Origin of the sequence: Polaribacter sp. R77954, assembly GCF_044595335.1 — a bacterium.
Taxonomy (GTDB): Bacteria; Bacteroidota; Bacteroidia; order Flavobacteriales; family Flavobacteriaceae; genus Polaribacter.
In genome coordinates this window covers 250437-270483 of the sequence record NZ_CP138992.1, presented here as the reverse complement: position 1 = coordinate 270483, position 20047 = coordinate 250437, and the positions used below count along the sequence as shown (strand labels likewise).

Below are 20047 nucleotides of genomic sequence, written 5' to 3'. Positions count from 1 at the left end.
GTATTGCATTGAGATTTTTCTACAAGGTTGAAATACCTAATAATTTTCAATTATATTTTAGATTGATACGTATATAATTCATAATACCTGCCTTCTAAAGCTATCAATTCATCATGAGTTCCTCTTTCTGCAATTTTTCCGGCTTCAATCACCAAAATTTGATTTGCTTTTTTAATGGTGCTTAATCGATGCGCAATAACAATCGTAGTTCTGTCTTTTACCAATTCTGACAAACTTTTTTGAATCAACGCTTCGCTTTCAGTATCTAAATTAGAAGTCGCTTCATCTAAAATAATAATTTTAGGATCAGCTAAAATTGCTCTAGCAATTGCCAAACGTTGTCTTTGTCCGCCAGATAATTTTACCCCTCGCTCACCAATTAAAGTATCTAAGCCATCATCAAATCTGTCTGTAAATTCGTTTACATAAGCTGCTTTTACTGCCTTTTGCAATTCCTCTTCTGTTGCATTTGGTTTTGGAAATAAGATGTTGTCTCTAATAGTACCCTCAAACAAAAATTCATCTTGTAAAACCACACCTAAATGTTTACGATAGCTAGATAATTTTACTTTACTCATATCTTGATGATCAATGGTAATTGTACCTGAATTCGGATTTAAAAATGTTGCAGACAAACCTGCAATGGTTGATTTTCCAGAACCAGAACTCCCCACCAAAGCTGTAACAGAGCCAGCAGGAACTTTAAAATTGATGTTATGCAATACTTCTTTATCTTCTTCATAAGCAAACGAAACATCGTCAAAATTAATTTCTCCTGTTACCTTATGCAGCTCAATCGTTCTATTTTCATCATCCTCTTCTGCTGCTTTATTCATCAACTCTTCTGTTCTGTCTAAACCTGCCAAAGCTTCTGTCAATTGACTCCCAATATTACTCATTTGTACAATTGGTGCAACCATAAAGGCCAATAAAAACGTAAATTGAATAAAATCTCCAAAAGTCATGGTGCCTTGTATCATAAAATAGCCTCCAATTCCCATAACTCCAGTAGTGGCTAAACCTATTAAAAAAGTGGAAGAACTTGTCATAATTGCAGTAGCAGTCATGCTCTTTTTAACATTCTGATAAATATCTTCTACTCCTTTTTCAAAAATTTTGCTTTCTTGTTCTTCTGCATTAAACGCTTTTATTACTCTAATTCCACTTAAGGTTTCTGTTAACCTTCCTTTTACCTCTGCATTTATTTTACCTCTTGCTCTAAAAATAGGGCGAATGTATTTGAAAGATTTTAAGGCTATAATTCCGAAAATAGATAAAGGCACAAAAGTAAAGACGGTCATCCAAACATTCATTTTTAATAGAATTACAAGCGTTACAATTGCCGTAAAAGAACCACCAATTAATTGCACCAAACCAGTACCAATTAAGTTTCTTACACCCTCAACATCTGTCATAATTCTAGAAACCAAAGCACCCGATTTTGTATTATCGAAAAAACTAATGGGTAAAGACAATACTTTCTTTTGTACTTGTGCTCTTAATTCTGATATTAAATATTGTGCCTGAATACTTAATACTTTTGTTAATAAAAAAGAGGTAATTGCTTGTACCATAATAGCACCAATTACCGTGAAAATTAAGGTGTATAATTGACTAAAATCTTTATTCGGAATTACCTCATCCATTAACACCTTACTTTGTAATGGTAAAACAAAACCAGACAAACTTCTGATAATAATTAAAATTAAACCTAAAAAAACTAAGTTTCTTCTTGGCCAAATAATGGTTTTAAAAGCTTGTTTTAAAGTTACTTTTGGTTTCTTTTTCTCTTTTTTGGTTTCTTGAAGATGTTGCATAAATTATATTGATATACGTCAAATAATGATTGTCAATTTGTATGCCATTAAAAAACACATGACATACTTGCAAATTTAGGGTATCAAAAAATAAAATACCTTAAGAAATGAGCTGAATTGACAAAAATCAGATGTAAATACAAAAATTATTTTTAGATTGCTATCATGAAAAATACCATTGCAGAACGTATTTTAGACTTTTTAAAAAACTACCCTCCTTTTTATTTTCTAAACACAGACGAATTATTAGAAATTAGTAAAGAAATTGAAGTTATTTATTTAGATATTAATGAAGTACTTTTTACCCAACAAGAACACTTAAAAAAGTTTTTTTACGTGGTAAAAGACGGTGCAGTAGGTCTGTTTCATCAAAATAAATTGGTAGACAAATGTGATGAAGGTGATGTTTTTGGGCTAAGAGCTTTTGTACAAAATGATGTGTATGCCCTAGATGCCAAAGCTATTGAAGAAAGTATTTTGTATTGTATTCCGTTAACTATTTTTGGCGATATTATTCAAAAACATGAAAAAGTGATGGCTTTTTTATCTGTAAGTTTTGCTACAAATACCAGAAATACACATTTAAAAAAGAACAATGCATTTGATTTAGCCCTAAAACCAAACTTAAAAAAGAATTTATTTACAGAAGTTCAGCACATTAATTATTCAACAAAACCGATTACGTGTCAAGAAAACCATAGCATTAAAGAAGCTGCCCTAAAAATGTCTGATTATAATGTTGGGTCAATTCTAATCACTAAAGACCATATTCCATTAGGCATTATTACTGATAAAGATTTACGGAATAAAGTAGCTACTGGAAAATATAGTATTGATGATAAGGTAACTCAAATAATGTCTTATCCTGTACTAACTTACCCTAAAAACTTATCGGTTTCAGAAGCACAAATAGCCATGTTAAAACACAATATTTCTCATTTGTGTATTACTAAAGATGGCACAAACACCACAAAAATCATTGGAGTGTTATCTGAACACGATATTGTAATCACAAAAGGCAACAATCCTTCTGTTTTGATTAAAGCCTTAAAAAAAGCGAGTACTTTACCTGAAATTAAAACGATTATAGAAAAAGCGCAAGTAGTACTTAAAAATTACATTGAACAACATATACCTTTACAGTTTGTTACCAATATTATCTCTGAAATAAACTATGCTATAACCAGAAAAATAATTGCACAAAATTTGCAATATTTTGAACAAGAAATTCCTGTAAAGTTTACCTGGTTAACCATTGGCAGTCAAGGACGAAGAGAGCAATTATTACAAACAGACCAAGATAACGCAATTGTATTTGAAGACCCTGAAAAACTAGAGAACACAAGGGCTTTTTTTATAAAATTAGCCACCAAAATTAATCAAGATTTGGCTTTTGTTGGTTTTGAATTATGCCCTGCAAAAATGATGGCCATGAACCCAAAATGGTGTTTGTCTGTAACAGAATGGAAACAACAATTTAACGATTGGATTACTCAACCTAGTGAAGCTAAAATTCTTTTAAGTACCATTTTCTTCGACTTTAATTTTATGTATGGAGAACGTACTTTAGCTGATAACATTGCAAAATCAATTTTTGAATCTATCCATAACTATGATTTATTTTTGACTTATTTAGGCAGAAATGCATTGCAAAATCCACCTCCTTTAAGTTTTTTTAGAAGCTTTTTAGTAGAAGATACAGGAGAGCATAAACATCAGTTTGATATTAAAGCAAGGGCAATTATGCCTTTAGTTGATGCTGCACGAGTTTTAATTTTATCACATGCAATTAAAAACATAAACAATACAAAATTGCGATTTGAAAAACTATCTGAACTTGAACCTCAGAATAAAGATTTGTATGAGGCATGCAGTATCGCTTTTGAAACCTTATTATATTTTAGAACAGAGGAAGGTTTAAAAAACAACAATTCAGGCAGGTTTATAGACATTGTGTCTTTAAGTAAAGCCAATCGATTACAACTTAAAAATTGTTTTAAACCTATTAAAGAGCTTCAAGATTTGATTCAGACTCGTTTTAAATTATCTCAATTTTTATAAGATATGGGTATTTTTTCTAAACATTCGTATCCTCCTTTTTTTGAAACCTATTTACACACTTTTAAAGCTAAAAAAAAGAACTTAACCAACACACGTTTTGTTGTTTTTGATACAGAAACTACTGGTTTAAATCTACATAATGATCGGATTTTATCCATTGGCTGTATTGCCATTCAAAACTTTTCAATTGTTGTTGCAGATCAATTAGAAATTTATGTAAAACAAGAAAAGTTTGCTAAAGAAAGTGTAAAAATTCACGGTTTATTAAAATTTGGCGTTTTCACTAAAGTAGATGAACTAGAGGCCCTTAAAGTTTTTTTAAATTATATAAAAAATAGTGTTTTAGTGGCACATCATGCTGCTTTTGACATAGGAATGATCAATGCAATTTTAAAAAGAAACCACTTGCCAAAATTGAAAAATAAAGTCATAGACACTGCTACTTTTTATAAAAAAACAAAATATGTAAAAGACAACAACCAGTATAGTTTAGACAAATTGTGTGCAATTTTTAACCTAAAAATGCACGATAGACATACAGCTGCTGGTGATGCCTATTTAACAGCATTGGTGTTTTTAAAATCTTATAAACTATTGCAAAAAAAGAAAAAGAATTTAAGGCTTTCTCATTTTGTGGGTTGGTTGTAAAAAAAAATCACCTTTTATTTCTAAAAAGTGATTTTTAAGTATATTAAATTACGATTTTTACAATCTGTTTTCTTTAATACTTTCTACCACTTCTGGATTCAGTAACGTAGAAACATCACCTAAATTATCTAATTCGTTAGATGCTATTTTACGTAAAAGACGTCGCATAATTTTTCCAGAACGTGTTTTTGGTAACCCCTCTGTAAACTGAATTTTATCTAATTTGGCAATAGGTCCAATTTTATCAGCAATCAATTGGTTGATTTCTTTACTTAAATTGGTATGATCTCTACTTTCACCCAAATCTTTTAAAGTAATATATCCATATAAAGCACTTCCTTTAATATCGTGAGGAAAACCAACAATTGCAGATTCTGCCACTGCTGGATGCTCATTTATAGCGTCTTCTATAGGTGCTGTTCCTAAATTATGACCAGAAACAATAATTACATCATCTACTCTACCCGTAATTCTATAATAACCAACTTCATCGCGCAAAGCGCCATCACCTGTAAAGTAACAATTTTTATAGGCAGAAAAATAGGTTTCTTTATAACGTTGATGATTTCCCCAAATGGTTCTTGCCATACTTGGCCATGGATATTTTATACACAATCTACCTTCTACTTGATTGCCTTGCAATTCGTTTCCGTTTTCATCCATCAAACAAGGTTGAATTCCTATAAAAGGTAATGTTGCGTAGGTTGGTTTTGTTGGTGTTACAAACGGAATTGGCGTAATCATCATTCCACCAGTTTCTGTTTGCCACCAAGTGTCTATAATTGGGCTTTTCTTTTTACCAATGGTATCATTATACCAGTGCCAAGCCTCTTCGTTTATAGGTTCACCTACAGAACCTAACACTTTTAAAGAAGACAAATCGTATTTATCTACCAATGCTGTTCCGTGTTTTGCTAAAGCTCTAATAGCAGTTGGTGCAGTGTAAAATTGATTGACTTTATGCTTTTCAACAATTTCCCAAAAACGACCAAAATCTGGATAACTAGGTACACCTTCAAACATTACAGAAGTGGCTCCGTTTGCTAAAGGACCATACACAATGTACGAATGCCCAGTAATCCAACCAATATCTGCAGTACACCAATACACATCATTTTCTCTATACTGAAATGCATTTTTAAAGGTGTAAGCTGTATAAATCATATAACCAGCTGTGGTATGCACCATTCCTTTAGGTGAACCTGTAGAACCAGAAGTATATAAAATAAACAACGGATCTTCTGCTTCCATAACTTCTGCCTCACAAACTGTTGATGCCTCATCTAACAAAGGCTGTAACCATTGGTCTCGCCCTTCTTTCATGTTGATGTCTGAGTTGATTCTTTTAGCAACTAAAACCGTTTCTACAGAGTTACATGATTCTAAAGCTTCATCTACAATGCCTTTTAAATCGATGGTTTTAGAACCTCTATAAGAACCATCTGAAGTGATGACCATTTTACAATCGGAATCATTAATTCTTGTAGAAAGTGCTGTTGCAGAAAACCCTGCAAAAACAACAGAGTGTATGGCTCCAATTCTTGCACAAGCTAACGTTGCAATGGCCAATTCTGGAATCATAGGCACATAAATACAAACTCTGTCGCCCTTTTTAATGCCATTTTCTTTTAAAACATTCGCAAACTGATTTACGCGTTCTGAAAGTTGATTATAGGTAATATGTTGTGCAGGTTCACTTGGATTATTAGGTTCAAACAAAATTGCTGTTTTATCTCCTCTTGTTGCCAAATGCCTGTCTATACAATTTTCTGTTATGTTTAATTGCGCTCCTTCAAACCATTTGATTTCGGGTTTAGAAAAATCCCATTCCAAAACTTTGTCCCACTTTTTTTTCCAAACAAAATGTTCTTCTGCAATTTCTTCCCAAAATGTTTCTGGCTCTCTAACTGAATTTCTATATACGTGATAATACTCTGGAAAATTTTTAATGTGATAATTACTCATAATGCTATATTTTTAGTGTTTTGATTTTTTTGAATTGAACAATCCAAACCAGTTTGGATTTAGAATTTTTAATTTAATTAAAGACCATAAAAAAGCCACACAACAAAGCCCAAATACAAGTGATAAACCTGGACTGATTGCGTAATTATTATGCTCGAATTTAAACCTGATGAAAAGAGTTACTACTACATAAATAGTAATAAAAATATCTGAATATAAAGGATTAATGGATAGTTTCATATCTGTTTTTTAATGGATTAATTCTTCGACTTCATTAACAATTTTTCTGATAGAAAATGGTTTTGTAAAATACTTATCTGCCCCAAGTTGTAAGCCTTTTTCAACATCAGAAGATTTACTTTTTGCTGATAAAAAGATTACTTTGGTATTTTTTAAAGCCTTATTTTTTTTGATAAGTTCTATAGTCTGATACCCATCAACCTCTGGCATCATAATATCTAACAGAATAACATTAGGGGTTTTTGTTTTTAAAATTTCTAAAGCTTCGCTACCATCTCTAGCAATATACACTTCAAAATTTTTCTTTTTAAAAGCATATTCTAAGGTCATTACTATGTTGGGTTCATCATCTACAATTAATATCTTTCTCATTATAGTGGTATTTTAATTTTAAATTTAGCTCCTTTTTTATAATTTTTATCTAGCCATATTTCTCCTTGATGACTTTCTATGATTTTTTTACTAATTGCCAAACCTAAACCTGTGCCTTCGGGTTTAATTCGGTTTTGATTTTTAGATTGATAAAACTTATCGAAAATAAAATCTTGATCTTCTTTTGGTACTCCTTTACCATTATCTTGTACTATAATTAACAAATAGTTATTTCCTATTTTATAATCAATTTCTACAATACCAACTTTGGGTTCACAAAACTTTAAGGCATTAGAAATCAAATTAGTAATTACTTGTACAATTCGATCTTCATCATATTTTAAATGAATAGTATGCACATTTTTTTGGATGAGCTTTACTTGTTTTTTGTTGGCATTTGGGCTTAGCCTTGCTATTGTTTTGGCAATGGTTTTACTAATATCATTAAATTCTGAAGTTATGGTTTCACGACCTGTTTCTAGCTTTTCGAAATCTAAAATATTGTTAATTAATCGAGATAATCTTTCAGAATCTTGCAACATATTATTTAAAAACTGTTGTTTCATTACAGTAGGCATATCTGCATCATCTAACAACAATTCTGTAGAAGCCCTAATACCTGTAAGTGGTGTTTTTAATTCGTGTGCAACCGTGTCTAAAAATTCGTCTTTTTGTTGATCTTTAACAATTAACTCTTGATTTGCACTTTTTAATTGCTCTGCTAATTCAGAAAGTTCTTGAGATTTTTCTTTTAAAATTTTACTTTGTGTCATTGCTTCTTTCGATTCATCCAACACTTTTAAAACCTCTACCAAACTCACTTCTTCTTCTTTAACTACACTTGATATTAACATTTTTGCCGAAGATGAACCAATGGAACCTGTTAACAATTGCTCTGAAAAATTAATCAGTTTTGCATCTGCAAACTGAGTATCTTGAGGTAAGTTATATTTTGTAAAAAATATTCTTAAAGCTTTTTGAGTTTTTTCAATTCCTAAAAATCGATTTAAAACTCCTTTAATATCCTCTACATAAGCTTCCCCTTTCCAAACATAAGCGCCATCTTGTAAAGAAGCATAATTTCTGCTATCTACAAACATTTCTGCGTAATTACGCTCTCTATAATTACCAGAAGTATTAAGAGAAAAATAAATGTAACAGATTAAATTTATAGTAATGCTCCAAAAAAAAGCATGTACAGGTGGTGTTAAAAAATCAATTCCAAATAAAGCATGAGGTTTCAAAGCAGTAATGCCAAACAAACCTTGTTCTACAAAAAAACGATTTGCTGTTAAAACCTCTAATGTAAAAGGTAATAAAAGTGTATAAAAGGTTACCAAAAACCCAATAATTATACCAATAATTGCCCCTTTAGACGATCCTCTATTCCAAAACAAACCAATAAAAAAAGAAGGTGCTAACTGTGCTATAATTACAAAAGAAATCAGCCCAATTGAATACAAAGAAAGCTCTACCGAAAAATTGTAGTAAAATGCATAGGCAACAATGATGATAAAGAAAATTGCAAATCTTCGAATATTTTTAATAAACTTGGTATTCTTTTCTGATTTGTTTTTGATAAAGTTTGATAAAAATCCATAGGGGATAATTAAGTTATTACTAATCATTATTGATAAAGCTAAAGATGTAATAATTACCATAGAAATTACAGCAGATAAGCCACCAAAAAAAACAAGCGTTGCCAGAAAAATATTACCTTCTTTTAAAGGCAGCAATAATGCAAAATACTCTGCATTTACGGTATTGCCTAAGCTAATTTTTCCTGCATAGGCAATAAATACAACAAAAATATTAAACAATAATAAATACAAAGGAAACAACCAAATGGCTGTTGTAATGTGCTTCTCTCTGTTGTTTTCTATAACCGAAACTTGAAATTGTCTGGGTAATAAAAAAACGGCTATAAAAGAAAGCATAATTGTAAAAAACCAATTGAAACCTTCCTCTAAACTACCCAGCGTTATTTTATCTGCAAAACCTGCTGTTTTAGAAAACTGGGTAACAATATCTGCTGGACTATCAAATAAATAAAACGTTATATAAATGCCTATAATTAAGAAAAACAACAATTTTAGTACAGATTCTAAGGCAACTGAAGCAATTATTCCGCTATTTTTTAAAGAAGCATCTGTTTTTTGAGTACCAAAAAAAGTAGCAAACACCGCTAAAAGAATGGCAATATAAAACGTAGAATCATCAAAAATAGTGCTTGAAGTATAATTGCTTTTTTGAGTCATAATTTCAAAAGTTTCTGAAACGGCTTTTAGCTGTAATGATAAATAAGGTAAAATACCAAATACACAAATAACAGTAACCAAAGCTCCTAAAAAACGATTTTTACCATATCTAAGTGCAATAAAATCTGCCAAAGAAGATATTTTATGTTGCTTAGAAATTCGAATTATTTTTCTTAATATAACAATCCAAAGTGGGGCTGCAATTACAGGGCCTAAATAAATGGTTAAAAAACTAACCCCTTTTTCTGCAGCCACACCAATACTTCCATAATATGTCCATGCAGAACAATATACTGCTAAAGAAAGTGCATAAACATAAGGGTTATTGACCCATTTACTTTTATGGTTTTTCTCTGCAATAAAAGCTACATAAAATAATATGGCTAAGTAGAAAATTATAATTAAAGTTAATACCCAGTTACTCATAAAAACGTTTTAATATGTAATATGAAATACAAACTGAAATCAACCAAATCACAAAAATTGTAAGATAAAAAACAGGAATTCCAAATACTAAATTTGATGAATCATATACTAAAACAAAAGGAATATTCATTAGAATTAATAATCCTAATGAAAGTAAAATAAGTTTTTGTTCGTGTCTTTTTTTCAATGTTTGTAAAATCTAAGATGGATAAAACAGCACTTTAAAAGTGCTGTTTTAAAACTATATTAATGTGCAGATGCTTCTCCTGCACCAGATGGAATTCTAATATTTTCTACAATTTCTTGCACCTCTACTGGTGGTTCTGAAGTTAATCTAGAAACCACTAAAGATATTACTACGTTTACAATCATAGCTACTGTACCAAAACCTTCTGGCGAGGTTCCAAACCACCAATCATCTTGAGTACCACCCCCAAACATATCTAGTTTGTATTTCATCATATAAAACAACATTAATAAAATACCAACAACCATACCTGAAATGGCTCCTTCTTTGTTCATTCTTTTGTCAAAAATTCCGAGAATAATAGCTGGAAAGAAAGAAGCTGCTGCCAAACCAAAGGCCAGTGCTACTGTGGCTGCCACAAAGCCTGGTGGATTGATTCCAAAATAACCTGCAATTAAAATTGCAACAAAAATTGAACCTCTAGCCCACATTAATTCAGATTTATCAGAAATATCTGGTCTAATTTGTTTTTTAATTAAATCGTGAGAGATAGAAGTAGAAATTACCAACAATAAACCAGCTGCTGTAGATAATGCTGCAGCTAATCCACCAGCTGCCACCAATGCAATTACCCAATTAGGTAAGCCTGCAATTTCTGGATTTGCTAACACCATGATATCTCTATCTACATACAACTCATTTTTAGCTGCACTTGCATTGGCTATTAAACGCTCTCCATAACTTCCTCTAGCCTCTGTATACACTGGTTTTTTACCATCAATTGCACTACCAGCTATATATTGTATTTTACCATCACCATTTTTATCTGTCCAAGCAATTAAACCTGTATTTTCCCAATTTTTAAACCATTCTGGAATTTCTGAATATTTAGTTTCGCTTACAGTTTCTATTAAATTAGTTCTAGAAAATACCGAAATTGCAGGAGCTGTAGTGTATAAAATTGCAATTAAAAACAAGGCATACCCTGCAGATTTACGTGCATCTTTTACTTTAGGAACTGTAAAAAAACGTACAATTACGTGTGGTAAACCTGCTGTACCCACCATTAAGGCTAACGTTATTGCAAAAACATCCCAAGTAGATTTAGAACCTGTTGTATATTCTTTAAACCCTAATTGTGTGTGTAATGCATCTAATTTATCTAACAAATACGTACCATCTTCTAAAGTACCTCCCATTCCTATTTGTGGAATAATATCTCCTGTCATTTGAAAAGAAATGAAAAAAGCAGGAACCATAAATGCGAAAATTAACACACAATATTGTGCTACTTGTGTATAAGTAATTCCTTTCATACCTCCTAAAAAAGCAAAAACCAAAACAATACACATACCAATTACCACTCCCCAAATAATTTCTACTTGAAGAAATTGCGAGAATACAATACCTACACCACGCATTTGACCAGCAACATAAGTAAAAGATACAATTAATGCACAAATAACAGCTACCGTTCTTGCACCATTAGAATAATAACGATCACCAATAAAATCGGGCACAGTAAATTTTCCGAATTTTCTAAGATAAGGGGCTAATAATAGGGCTAAAAGCACGTAACCACCAGTCCATCCCATTAAATAAACAGAACCATCATATCCTGCAAAAGAAATAATACCTGCCATTGATATAAATGATGCTGCACTCATCCAATCTGCAGCTGTAGCCATACCATTTGCTAAAGGTGAAACTCCACCACCAGCAACATAAAATTCTTTGGTAGAACCAGCTCTTGCCCAAATTGCGATTCCAAAATATAGCGCAAAAGTAATTCCTACTAAAATCCAAGTCCATGTTTGAACACTCATAATATATAATTTTTTAGTTGATTGTTTGGGTTACTCTTCATCGTAACCATATTTTTTATCTAGTTTATTCATTAATCTTACATACACGAAAATTAGAATTACGAATACATAAATTGAACCTTGTTGGGCAAACCAGAAACCTAGTTTAAAACCACCTAATTTAAATTGATTCAGTTCTTCGCGGAATAAAATTCCACATCCATAGGAAACTAGAAACCAAACTACTAATAAAATTAGCAGATACCTGAGGTTCTCTTTCCAGTACTTTTTTGCATTGTTACTTGTTGACATAATTGTTGGTTTATAAATAAATCATTGCTTGTATGGTTAATACACCATTACTTGATGCAGACCCTACTTTAGAATTTGCATACTCAAAGGTAAGTTTAGAGTGATGCCCTGTTAGAAGTACATTGGCTCCTATACCAAATCTAGATGCATTATCATTAATAGCATCAATAGTTCTATTTTGATAGGATAGATAAGGTTGAAATCTTGTTTTAGATTTATCTCCAGAAATCAAGTATCCTACATGCGTGTAAATCATGTTACCAGTTGAATACGCACTAAAATTATAATCTGTTCCATAATCGTTATTTTGGTAAACAGCATATGCTGTAATTGCGGCATTTTTATTTCCTGTTGGCGCATCATAAAAAGCATCAATTGCAAAAATATTTACATCTGAACCTTGACCATTGGCCTCTACAACACCATTTTTATGATTAAAAAAACCTGCACCCACATTAAATACTTGTTTGCTACCTAAATAAGATCCTACTTTATAAGGCAAGAAATTAGATTCTTGATCTAAGAAGTTATAATCGAAATATCCTTGAATTACTTTGCCTGCATCTCTTGAGCCTAATATTCTTCTACCACCATAAACTGTGACAGCTTCAGCTACAGGATCTCTATTATCTAAAGTACTAGAACCAGCTTCATTTAAAGCAAGTCTGTATTGCAAACGCCCTATTTTACCTTTTGCATAAACACCAATGTGCCTTGCGAATTGATCTGACAAGCCAATAGTTGCCCAAGATTGTCTGTTATTATCAAGGGTTAACATATTTAGTGTGCTTTGATTGTTTAATCTAGAAATTCCATTCCAGTAATGTAAACCAGCACCTGCACTCAAACTATTTGTTATTTTCCACTCTCCCCAAAAATCATGGAAAAATAGTTGAGAACGCTCTCCAGCACCAATAGGAGACGTATTATTACCATTTAAACTATTTAAACCAAAATGGGTTAGTATTAAGAAATTCTTGTTTAATTGTGTAAATGTTAGGATTCTTGCTCTTCTAACACTTAGGCTAAGTTGCTCTGTAGTTGCAGTAACATTATTATTGTATTGTGCCCAAAACTGACCCCAAGCAATGATTCTTAAGTATTTAGAACCATCATCATTAAACTTAACTTTGTACCCACCTGTGTATTCTGTAGACCCTTGGGAAAATGTTAAATTTATGAAAAGGAAAAGTCCTAAAAAAAATAAAAGTTTTTGTTTCATAAGTTATTGATTGATTAAAAAGTTGATTTGTGCACTCAACGAATGTCTGCAAAAACTTATGTTAAAAAAAAATTAATATATATATCTGTTAATTTTATATACTTAATCTTTAAAACGTTCCCATTTAATCAACATAAACTTATCACCAAGTTCAGTTACTAAAACACCTGCTCCTTTTAAATTCTCTGCATTCTGAAAGTAAATACCCAACTCTTTTGCATTTAAAATTTTATACGTTGGGTGATAATTTTTATTCTGAGGTCTTTTGATTCCATAACGTTTCACCCAGTTTAAAATACTTACATGAGAAACCCCCAAAATACGTTCTATTTCTCGATAACTCAATCCTTCTAAATACAACTGTAATGCCTTGTTAACAAAATAGTCATCTATTTTTTTACCAAGCTTATTTACAGTAAAAAAATAATTGCAAGATTTACATTTATAACGTTGACGATTATTAACAATACCACTCTTTACACAATCATCTGAAGAGCAATTTGGACAGGTTTTAGTTTTCATATATATAAATTTAGCACATATATATTTATTTAGCAAATAAAATAAGAATTTATCTTTTTAAAAATCAAATAATTATAAAATATAACTTATTTTCGACTGCCTTAAAACAACAAAATGATTACCCTTTTTCAAGAGTTTTGGTTTGTAATTCTGCTCTTTTTTTTAGTTTCAATTTTATATTCTTCAGTAGGTTTTGGGGGTGGCTCTAGCTATTTGGCCATTTTAGCATTAACTGGAATTATTTTTACACAAATTAGAGCAACCTCTTTGTTATGCAATATTTTAGTAGTTAGTAGCAATATTTTTTTATTTCATCAACAAAAAAAAATTGAATGGAAAAAAGTAATGCCATTAATTCTGTTGAGTGTACCTTTAGCTTATATTGGTGGATATTTAAAAATAAATCAACAAACCTTTTTTGTTCTATTAGGTTTTACATTGTTGTTTGCTTCTATTACTATGTGGATTTCCAAAAAAATTATTACCTCTGATACTAAGAATGTACATCAAAATCATTTAAAAAATGGAAGTATTGGTGGGGTTATTGGTTTTATTTCTGGAATGGTTGGTATAGGTGGAGGTATTTTTTTAGCTCCCTTTTTACATTTAATTCACTGGAACACACCAAAAAAAATTGCGGCTACAGCTAGCATTTTTATTTTTGTAAATTCTATTGCTGGTTTATTAGGTCAAGTTTCTAATCCAGATTTTACGATAAATTGGCCTTTAACTTCTTTATTATTAATTACTGTATTTATTGGTGGTCAAATAGGAAACCGATTAAGCAATCGTTATTTTACTGCCATCCAATTAAAAAAAGCAACCGCAATTTTAATTGCATTTGTAAGTATTAGAATACTAATAAAATATTTATTTTAAGAAATAGATAATTTTAAGTTGCCTATGTATTGTAATAAAAATATATTTGACACTTAACTTAAAATAACTATGTTAGAAAATATTTTTACATTATTAATGCTTGTAATGTTACAAGCAGTTTTAGGATTCGATAATTTATTATACATATCTCTAGAGTCTAAAAAAGCACCAACTAATGCCCAACAAAAAGTACGTAAAACGGGTATTTTAATCGCAATAATTTTAAGAATTGTTCTTTTATTTTTGTTGGTATCTATTATAGATTATTTTCAGGAACCTTTTTCGTTTTTATCTGGAGGCATTGACGATGTTATAAAGTTTGCTTTTAACGGACACAGTATTATTGTTCTTTTTGGTGGTGGTTTTATCATTTACACAGCAATAAAAGAAATTTGGCATATGATTGCAACACCCAATTTAGATGAATCTGAGTTGGTAAATACTAAAAGTAAAAAATCGGCAAATGCAGTAATTGTAAGTATTGTTATTATGAATTTAGTTTTTTCTTTTGATTCTATATTGGCTGCAATTGGCTTAACAAGCGAAATTAGCAACTCTACCACTGCATTTATTATTATGGCAATTGCAATTGTTATTAGTGGATTGCTAATGTTATTCTTAGCAGATAAAGTATCTGCTTTTTTAGCTAAAAATAGAATGTATGAAGTTTTAGGCCTTTTTATTCTTTTTATAGTAGGTATTATGCTAGTAACAGAGGGTGGACATTTAGCGCATATAAAAATATTTGGAGAAGAAATTGTACCCATGAGCAAAACAACATTTTATTTTGTGATTGCTATTTTAATTGTTACTGATATTGTACAAGGTAGATATCAAAAAAAGCTTTTGGCTAAAAAATAAATTATTGCCAATTCTAACATTACTGAAATAAAGTTACTTTTTTTATTAAAAGTAGCTTGCAAAGCAAATTGTGTAGTAGAGAAATCTTAAATTTAGGATAAGGTTTCTCTATTTCAGTCCAAATGATATTCGTTGTAAACAATAAAACCGATAATTAGTTCATAAACAGTACTCCTTAATACGAACTTAGGTTAAAATATAGAGGCTGTCTGAAAAGTAGATCTATATGTTATTTTGAGCGAAGTCGAAAAATCTAACTATTTGATGATCAAAAAATAAGATTTTTCCATTACAATGGAAATGACAGGGATTTTATACTTTTTAAACAGCCTATTATTTAAGTAAACTTTAAGTTTTTGTTTAATTAATTTAACAAACAATTAAACAAAACAAATTATTACTCAACTAAATTTGTAAAAAACTTAAAACATATATTATGAATTTCAAAAAATTATTTTCTATTACAGTATTTGCAATTATAGTGTCATTACCAACTTTTGCAAATACAGACCCTAAGGATAAAAACAACGAAAAAAATGAAAAAACAATAGTTGGTGTTGCTGCAGCTAATGACAATTTTACAACTTTAGTTGCTGCTGTAAAAGCTGCTGGTTTAGTAGAGACTTTAAATAGTGATGGGCCTTTTACCGTTTTTGCACCTATAAACGATGCATTTGGAAAGTTACCTAAAGGCACTGTAGAAAGCTTATTAAAGCCAGAAAACAAAAAATTATTAACCGCCATTTTAACGTATCATGTAGTTGCTGGAGAATTTAAAGCTAAAGATGTTTTGGCTGCAATTAAAGCAAATAATGGAAAATTTGATATTAAAACAGTACAAGGTGGAACATTAACTGCATCTTTAAAAGACGGTAAAGTAATTTTAAAAGATACCAAAGGTAACACATCAACTGTAATAATTACTGATGTAGCTGCTTCTAATGGAGTTGTTCATGCTATTGATACAGTTGTAATGCCTAAATAAAACCTTTACAAATAAGGCAAATATAAATTTTAAACTAATGTTTACTTTTTTTAACATTTTATTAAACAAAATATAGCTTATATTTGTAGTATTATAAAATAGTATACTTCTGAATATTAGGTAGGCATACTTAATTACATTATAGAAGTTTTTTGGTTGATTGATTGAAACCGCTACTTGGTCGTAGCGGTTTTTTATGATATATCTAATATGCTATCTTGCAATCTTTTGATAATAATTTGTTTTATTCTTCGATTAAATTCGGATGAATTTTTAGAATACATATCATATTCTTTCATAGAAAACTGACCTAAAACACAACCAATAATTTGATTTTTAAAAGCGATATCTTTCTCTAAAGCAGATTTAATTGTACTTTTTTGATTTTCTAAAGATAAAGAACCAAAATCTATCTTTCTTTTATGTAAAAAACTTTTAAAAAAAGCAATCAACAAATGGTGTTGCATTTTAATAATAGGTCTTAACACTGTGTTTTGAAAAACCTCAACATCAGTGGTTTGTGCATGGATTAGGTTTTCTAATTTTGGTCTTTCTTTAGTCATCTGATAAATTATCTAACTCTAATTGATAATCGTATTGCAAATCTTCATGTAATTTTAGAATTGCATTTTTTGACATTCTTAATTGTGTATTAAAAATATTTTGCAAACGTGTGCTTCGCTTAAAAAACGGATTGTAGTTTTTCAACTTTTTACAAAAATGCAACAACACCTCTGCTTCTGTTTCTTTTTGCTTAGAAAAACGAATCAATTTTTTACTTGAAGACAAAATTTTACGAACTTTTTTACGCACATAATAGGTATTCTTAGTATCTATTTCATCAAATAATTGATCAATAAACAATTTACAATTTTCTATATATTGCGCTTCATTATGTGCTTCAAACAACAAATAGGTCAACAACTCTTTATTTTCTACCTTAAAACGAGCCAACTGTAAACACAACGCTTTCAACTCTTCTGTTGATTTATGAGAAAGTTCGTCTTTAAGTAGTTTAATGGTTGCTGCTTTCAATTATAATATTGTTTAACTTATAACAATAAGTTTAAGATAAAAAAAGGAAATACCTACAAGGTTATAAAAACCTTGCAGGAAAATATTTTTACTGTTCACTTGGTATTTTTACTACCTCGTTTACATCAGCTTTGTAATCTACACCATCAACTTTAAATCCGAATAGATTAAAAAACTCATTACTATATCCTTGTAAATCTCCTATTTCTGATAAATTTTCAGACGTAGCACTTTTCCATAACTCAGCAATTTCTGCTTGTACATCTTCGCGCATTTCCCAATCGTCAACACGTATTCTCCCTTTTTCGTCTAAAGCTAAATCTCCACCAAATAAACGCTCACTATACAAACGTTGAATTTGCTCTATACAACCTTCGTGAATACCTTTTGCTTTCATCACTTTAAACAACAAAGAAATATAAAGTGGAATTACAGGAATTGCAGAACTTGCTTGTGTAACTAATGCTTTATTTACAGAAACATAGGCATTTCCATTTATCGATTTTAAATCATCCGCAATTTCAAAAGCCGTTTTTTCTAAATCGTCTTTTGCTGCGCCAATAGTTCCATTTCTATACACAGGTTTGGTTACTTCTGGCCCAATATAAGAATACGCAACTGTGGTTGCACCTTCTGATAATAAGTTTTCGGCTTGCAAAGCATCCATCCACATTTTCCAATCTTCACCACCCATAACAGTAATTGTGTTTTCTACATCATCACCTTCTGCAGGATTTATTGATATTTCTGACACTTGTCCTGTATGAAAATCTACAGTTTTATTGGTAAAAACTTCGCCAATTGGTTTTAAAACCGATTTGTAACGTTTTCCTGTATTTGGATGTTTTCTAACTGGTGATGCTAAACTGTAAATTACCAAATCTACCTGACCTAAATCTTCTTTGATTAGGTTTACAACTTGCTCTTTTATCTCATTAGAAAATGCATCTCCATTAATACTTTTGGCATATAAACCTGCTTTGTGAGCATGTTTTTCAAAAGCTGCAGTGTTGTAATATCCAGGTGAACCTGGTCTGCCTTCTGTTGCTGGTTTATCAAAGAAAACACCTATGGTTGCTGCATCTGAACCAAATGCACTTGTAATTCTAGACGCTAATCCAAAACCTGTTGATGCACCAATAACTAATACTTTTTTTGCACCATCAATTTTACCTTTTGTTTTTACATATTCTATTTGATTGATTACGTTTTGCTCACAACCAGTTGGATGAGATGTTAAACAGATAAATCCTCTTGTTCTTGGTTCTATAATCATTTTTTAGTTGTTGGTTATTAGTTTTTAGTTGTTAGTTTTGAATGAAAACCAAAAACATAAAACTAAAATTAGTGTTTATGTAAATCTTAAAAATTTTAAAACTATATACTATTTATCTAAAAATTGAAGCACATTCTCCTCAATTCTTTGCAATACATTTTCTGTGGATGCTTTTACAAAGGTTTCACCCGTAATTTGTTCGTACAATTCTATGTATCTGTTAGAAATTTCGATGATTTTTTCATCAGACATTTCTGGTATTTGTTGATTTTCTTTTCCTTGAAAACCATTTTCTATCAACCATTGACGCACAAATTCTTTCGATAATTGTTTTTGAGCTTCGTTATTATTTTGTCTTTCTTGATAACCATCAGCATAAAAATAACGAGAAGAATCTGGTGTATGGATTTCATCAATCAACACAATTTTACCCTCTTTTGTTTTACCAAATTCGTATTTAGTATCTACCAAAATTAAGCCTCTTTTTGCTGCTATTTCTGTACCTCTTTTAAACAAAGCTTTGGTATAATTTTCTAAAATGATGTAATCTTCTTCAGAAACAATTCCTTTTGCTAAAATGTCTTCTCTAGAAATGTCTTCATCATGTTCTCCATTATCTGCTTTGGTTGATGGCGTAATTAAAGGTTCTGGAAATTTATCATTCTCTTTTAAACCCTCTGCCATGGCAACTCCACACAATTGTCTTTTACCCAATTTGTATTCACGAGCTGCGTGACCAGAAAGATAACCTCTAATGACCATTTCTACTTTAAAAGGTTCGCATAAATGACCAATAGCTACATTTTCATCTGGATTTGCAATTAACCAGTTAGGAACAATATCTACGGTATCATTCATCATTTTAGTAGCAATTTGGTTTAGAATTTGCCCTTTAAACGGAATTTGACGAGGTAAAATTACATCAAAAGCAGATAATCTGTCTGAAGCAATCATCACCAAAAGTTCATCATTAATATTATAAACTTCTCTTACTTTACCCTTATATACTGTTTTTTGATTGGGGAAGTTAAAATTGGTTTCGTTAATGGTGTTCATATAATTCATTTTATTGATGGCGCAAAAATAAGCTATCCAAAATTATTTCTTTTCTTTTTCTAGCACTTTTATCTGCTTTAAATTATCGGTTATTGGTGTTGCTGTAATTACCTTTTCACC

The 20047-nt window shown here is 30.6% G+C and carries 18 protein-coding genes; 5 read left to right on the top strand and 13 right to left on the bottom strand.

Features of this window, described 5'->3' with window-relative positions; genetic code table 11:
* Positions 1 to 50 precede the first annotated feature (50 nt).
* Positions 51 to 1817, bottom strand: coding sequence for an ABC transporter ATP-binding protein (locus tag SJY27_RS01120; protein WP_397446406.1), 1767 nt, complete (start codon positions 1815 to 1817; stop codon positions 51 to 53).
* 165 nt (positions 1818 to 1982) lie between these two features.
* Between SJY27_RS01120 and SJY27_RS01115 the strand changes: the two genes are divergently transcribed.
* Both SJY27_RS01115 and SJY27_RS01110 read left to right on the top strand, forming a co-directional pair.
* Positions 1983 to 3878: a DUF294 nucleotidyltransferase-like domain-containing protein gene (locus tag SJY27_RS01115; protein ID WP_397446405.1), complete on the top strand. Its 1896-nt coding sequence runs from the start codon at positions 1983 to 1985 to the stop codon at positions 3876 to 3878.
* Positions 3879 to 3881: 3 nt separating this feature from the next.
* On the top strand, positions 3882 to 4526 hold the full coding sequence (locus SJY27_RS01110) for a PolC-type DNA polymerase III (protein WP_397446404.1): 645 nt from the start codon (positions 3882 to 3884) through the stop codon (positions 4524 to 4526).
* 57 nt (positions 4527 to 4583) lie between these two features.
* On the opposite strand, the gene acs is transcribed toward SJY27_RS01110, so the two are convergent.
* The 8 genes from acs to SJY27_RS01070 form a co-directional block, all read right to left on the bottom strand.
* Positions 4584 to 6491, bottom strand: coding sequence for an acetate--CoA ligase (acs, locus tag SJY27_RS01105; RefSeq protein ID WP_397446403.1), 1908 nt, complete (start codon positions 6489 to 6491; stop codon positions 4584 to 4586).
* Between the two features lie 12 nt (positions 6492 to 6503).
* Positions 6504 to 6731: a hypothetical protein gene (locus SJY27_RS01100; protein ID WP_397446402.1), complete on the bottom strand. Its 228-nt coding sequence runs from the start codon at positions 6729 to 6731 to the stop codon at positions 6504 to 6506.
* 9 nt (positions 6732 to 6740) lie between these two features.
* Positions 6741 to 7103 (bottom strand): response regulator transcription factor, encoded by a 363-nt coding sequence (locus tag SJY27_RS01095; RefSeq protein WP_397446401.1) that lies wholly within the window; start codon positions 7101 to 7103, stop codon positions 6741 to 6743.
* Positions 7103 to 9787: an ATP-binding protein gene (locus tag SJY27_RS01090; protein ID WP_397446400.1), complete on the bottom strand. Its 2685-nt coding sequence runs from the start codon at positions 9785 to 9787 to the stop codon at positions 7103 to 7105. Before SJY27_RS01090 ends, SJY27_RS01095 begins: the two co-directional genes overlap by 1 nt.
* A gap of 246 nt (positions 9788 to 10033) precedes the next feature.
* Positions 10034 to 11800, bottom strand: a complete 1767-nt coding sequence (locus SJY27_RS01085) for a sodium:solute symporter family protein (protein ID WP_397446399.1) — start codon at positions 11798 to 11800, stop codon at positions 10034 to 10036.
* A 30-nt stretch (positions 11801 to 11830) separates the two neighbouring features.
* Entirely contained in the window at positions 11831 to 12091 is a 261-nt protein-coding gene (locus tag SJY27_RS01080; protein WP_397446398.1) for a DUF4212 domain-containing protein, read from the bottom strand.
* A 10-nt stretch (positions 12092 to 12101) separates the two neighbouring features.
* On the bottom strand, positions 12102 to 13313 hold the full coding sequence (locus SJY27_RS01075; RefSeq protein ID WP_397446397.1) for a hypothetical protein: 1212 nt from the start codon (positions 13311 to 13313) through the stop codon (positions 12102 to 12104).
* A 102-nt stretch (positions 13314 to 13415) separates the two neighbouring features.
* Positions 13416 to 13835 (bottom strand): hypothetical protein, encoded by a 420-nt coding sequence (locus SJY27_RS01070; RefSeq protein ID WP_397446396.1) that lies wholly within the window; start codon positions 13833 to 13835, stop codon positions 13416 to 13418.
* Between the two features lie 114 nt (positions 13836 to 13949).
* Between SJY27_RS01070 and SJY27_RS01065 the strand changes: the two genes are divergently transcribed.
* The 3 genes from SJY27_RS01065 (at position 13950) to SJY27_RS01055 (ending at position 16560) form a co-directional block, all read left to right on the top strand.
* The gene (locus tag SJY27_RS01065; protein ID WP_397446395.1) at positions 13950 to 14714 is read left to right on the top strand and encodes a sulfite exporter TauE/SafE family protein; all 765 of its coding nucleotides are present in this window, start codon (positions 13950 to 13952) and stop codon (positions 14712 to 14714) included.
* A gap of 69 nt (positions 14715 to 14783) precedes the next feature.
* Positions 14784 to 15575, top strand: coding sequence for a TerC family protein (locus SJY27_RS01060; RefSeq protein ID WP_397446394.1), 792 nt, complete (start codon positions 14784 to 14786; stop codon positions 15573 to 15575).
* Between the two features lie 436 nt (positions 15576 to 16011).
* On the top strand, positions 16012 to 16560 hold the full coding sequence (locus SJY27_RS01055) for a fasciclin domain-containing protein (RefSeq protein WP_397446393.1): 549 nt from the start codon (positions 16012 to 16014) through the stop codon (positions 16558 to 16560).
* A 194-nt stretch (positions 16561 to 16754) separates the two neighbouring features.
* On the opposite strand, the gene SJY27_RS01050 is transcribed toward SJY27_RS01055, so the two are convergent.
* From SJY27_RS01050 to SJY27_RS01035, 4 genes are all read right to left on the bottom strand, one after another.
* On the bottom strand, positions 16755 to 17123 hold the full coding sequence (locus SJY27_RS01050; protein ID WP_397446392.1) for a glyoxalase: 369 nt from the start codon (positions 17121 to 17123) through the stop codon (positions 16755 to 16757).
* Positions 17116 to 17595, bottom strand: a complete 480-nt coding sequence (locus SJY27_RS01045; protein ID WP_397446391.1) for a hypothetical protein — start codon at positions 17593 to 17595, stop codon at positions 17116 to 17118. Before SJY27_RS01045 ends, SJY27_RS01050 begins: the two co-directional genes overlap by 8 nt.
* Before the next feature lie 88 nt (positions 17596 to 17683).
* The gene (gene fabV, locus SJY27_RS01040; RefSeq protein ID WP_397446390.1) at positions 17684 to 18871 is read right to left on the bottom strand and encodes an enoyl-ACP reductase FabV; all 1188 of its coding nucleotides are present in this window, start codon (positions 18869 to 18871) and stop codon (positions 17684 to 17686) included.
* Positions 18872 to 18979: 108 nt separating this feature from the next.
* On the bottom strand, positions 18980 to 19927 hold the full coding sequence (locus SJY27_RS01035) for a phosphoribosylaminoimidazolesuccinocarboxamide synthase (RefSeq protein ID WP_397446389.1): 948 nt from the start codon (positions 19925 to 19927) through the stop codon (positions 18980 to 18982).
* Positions 19928 to 20047: the final 120 nt, after the last annotated feature.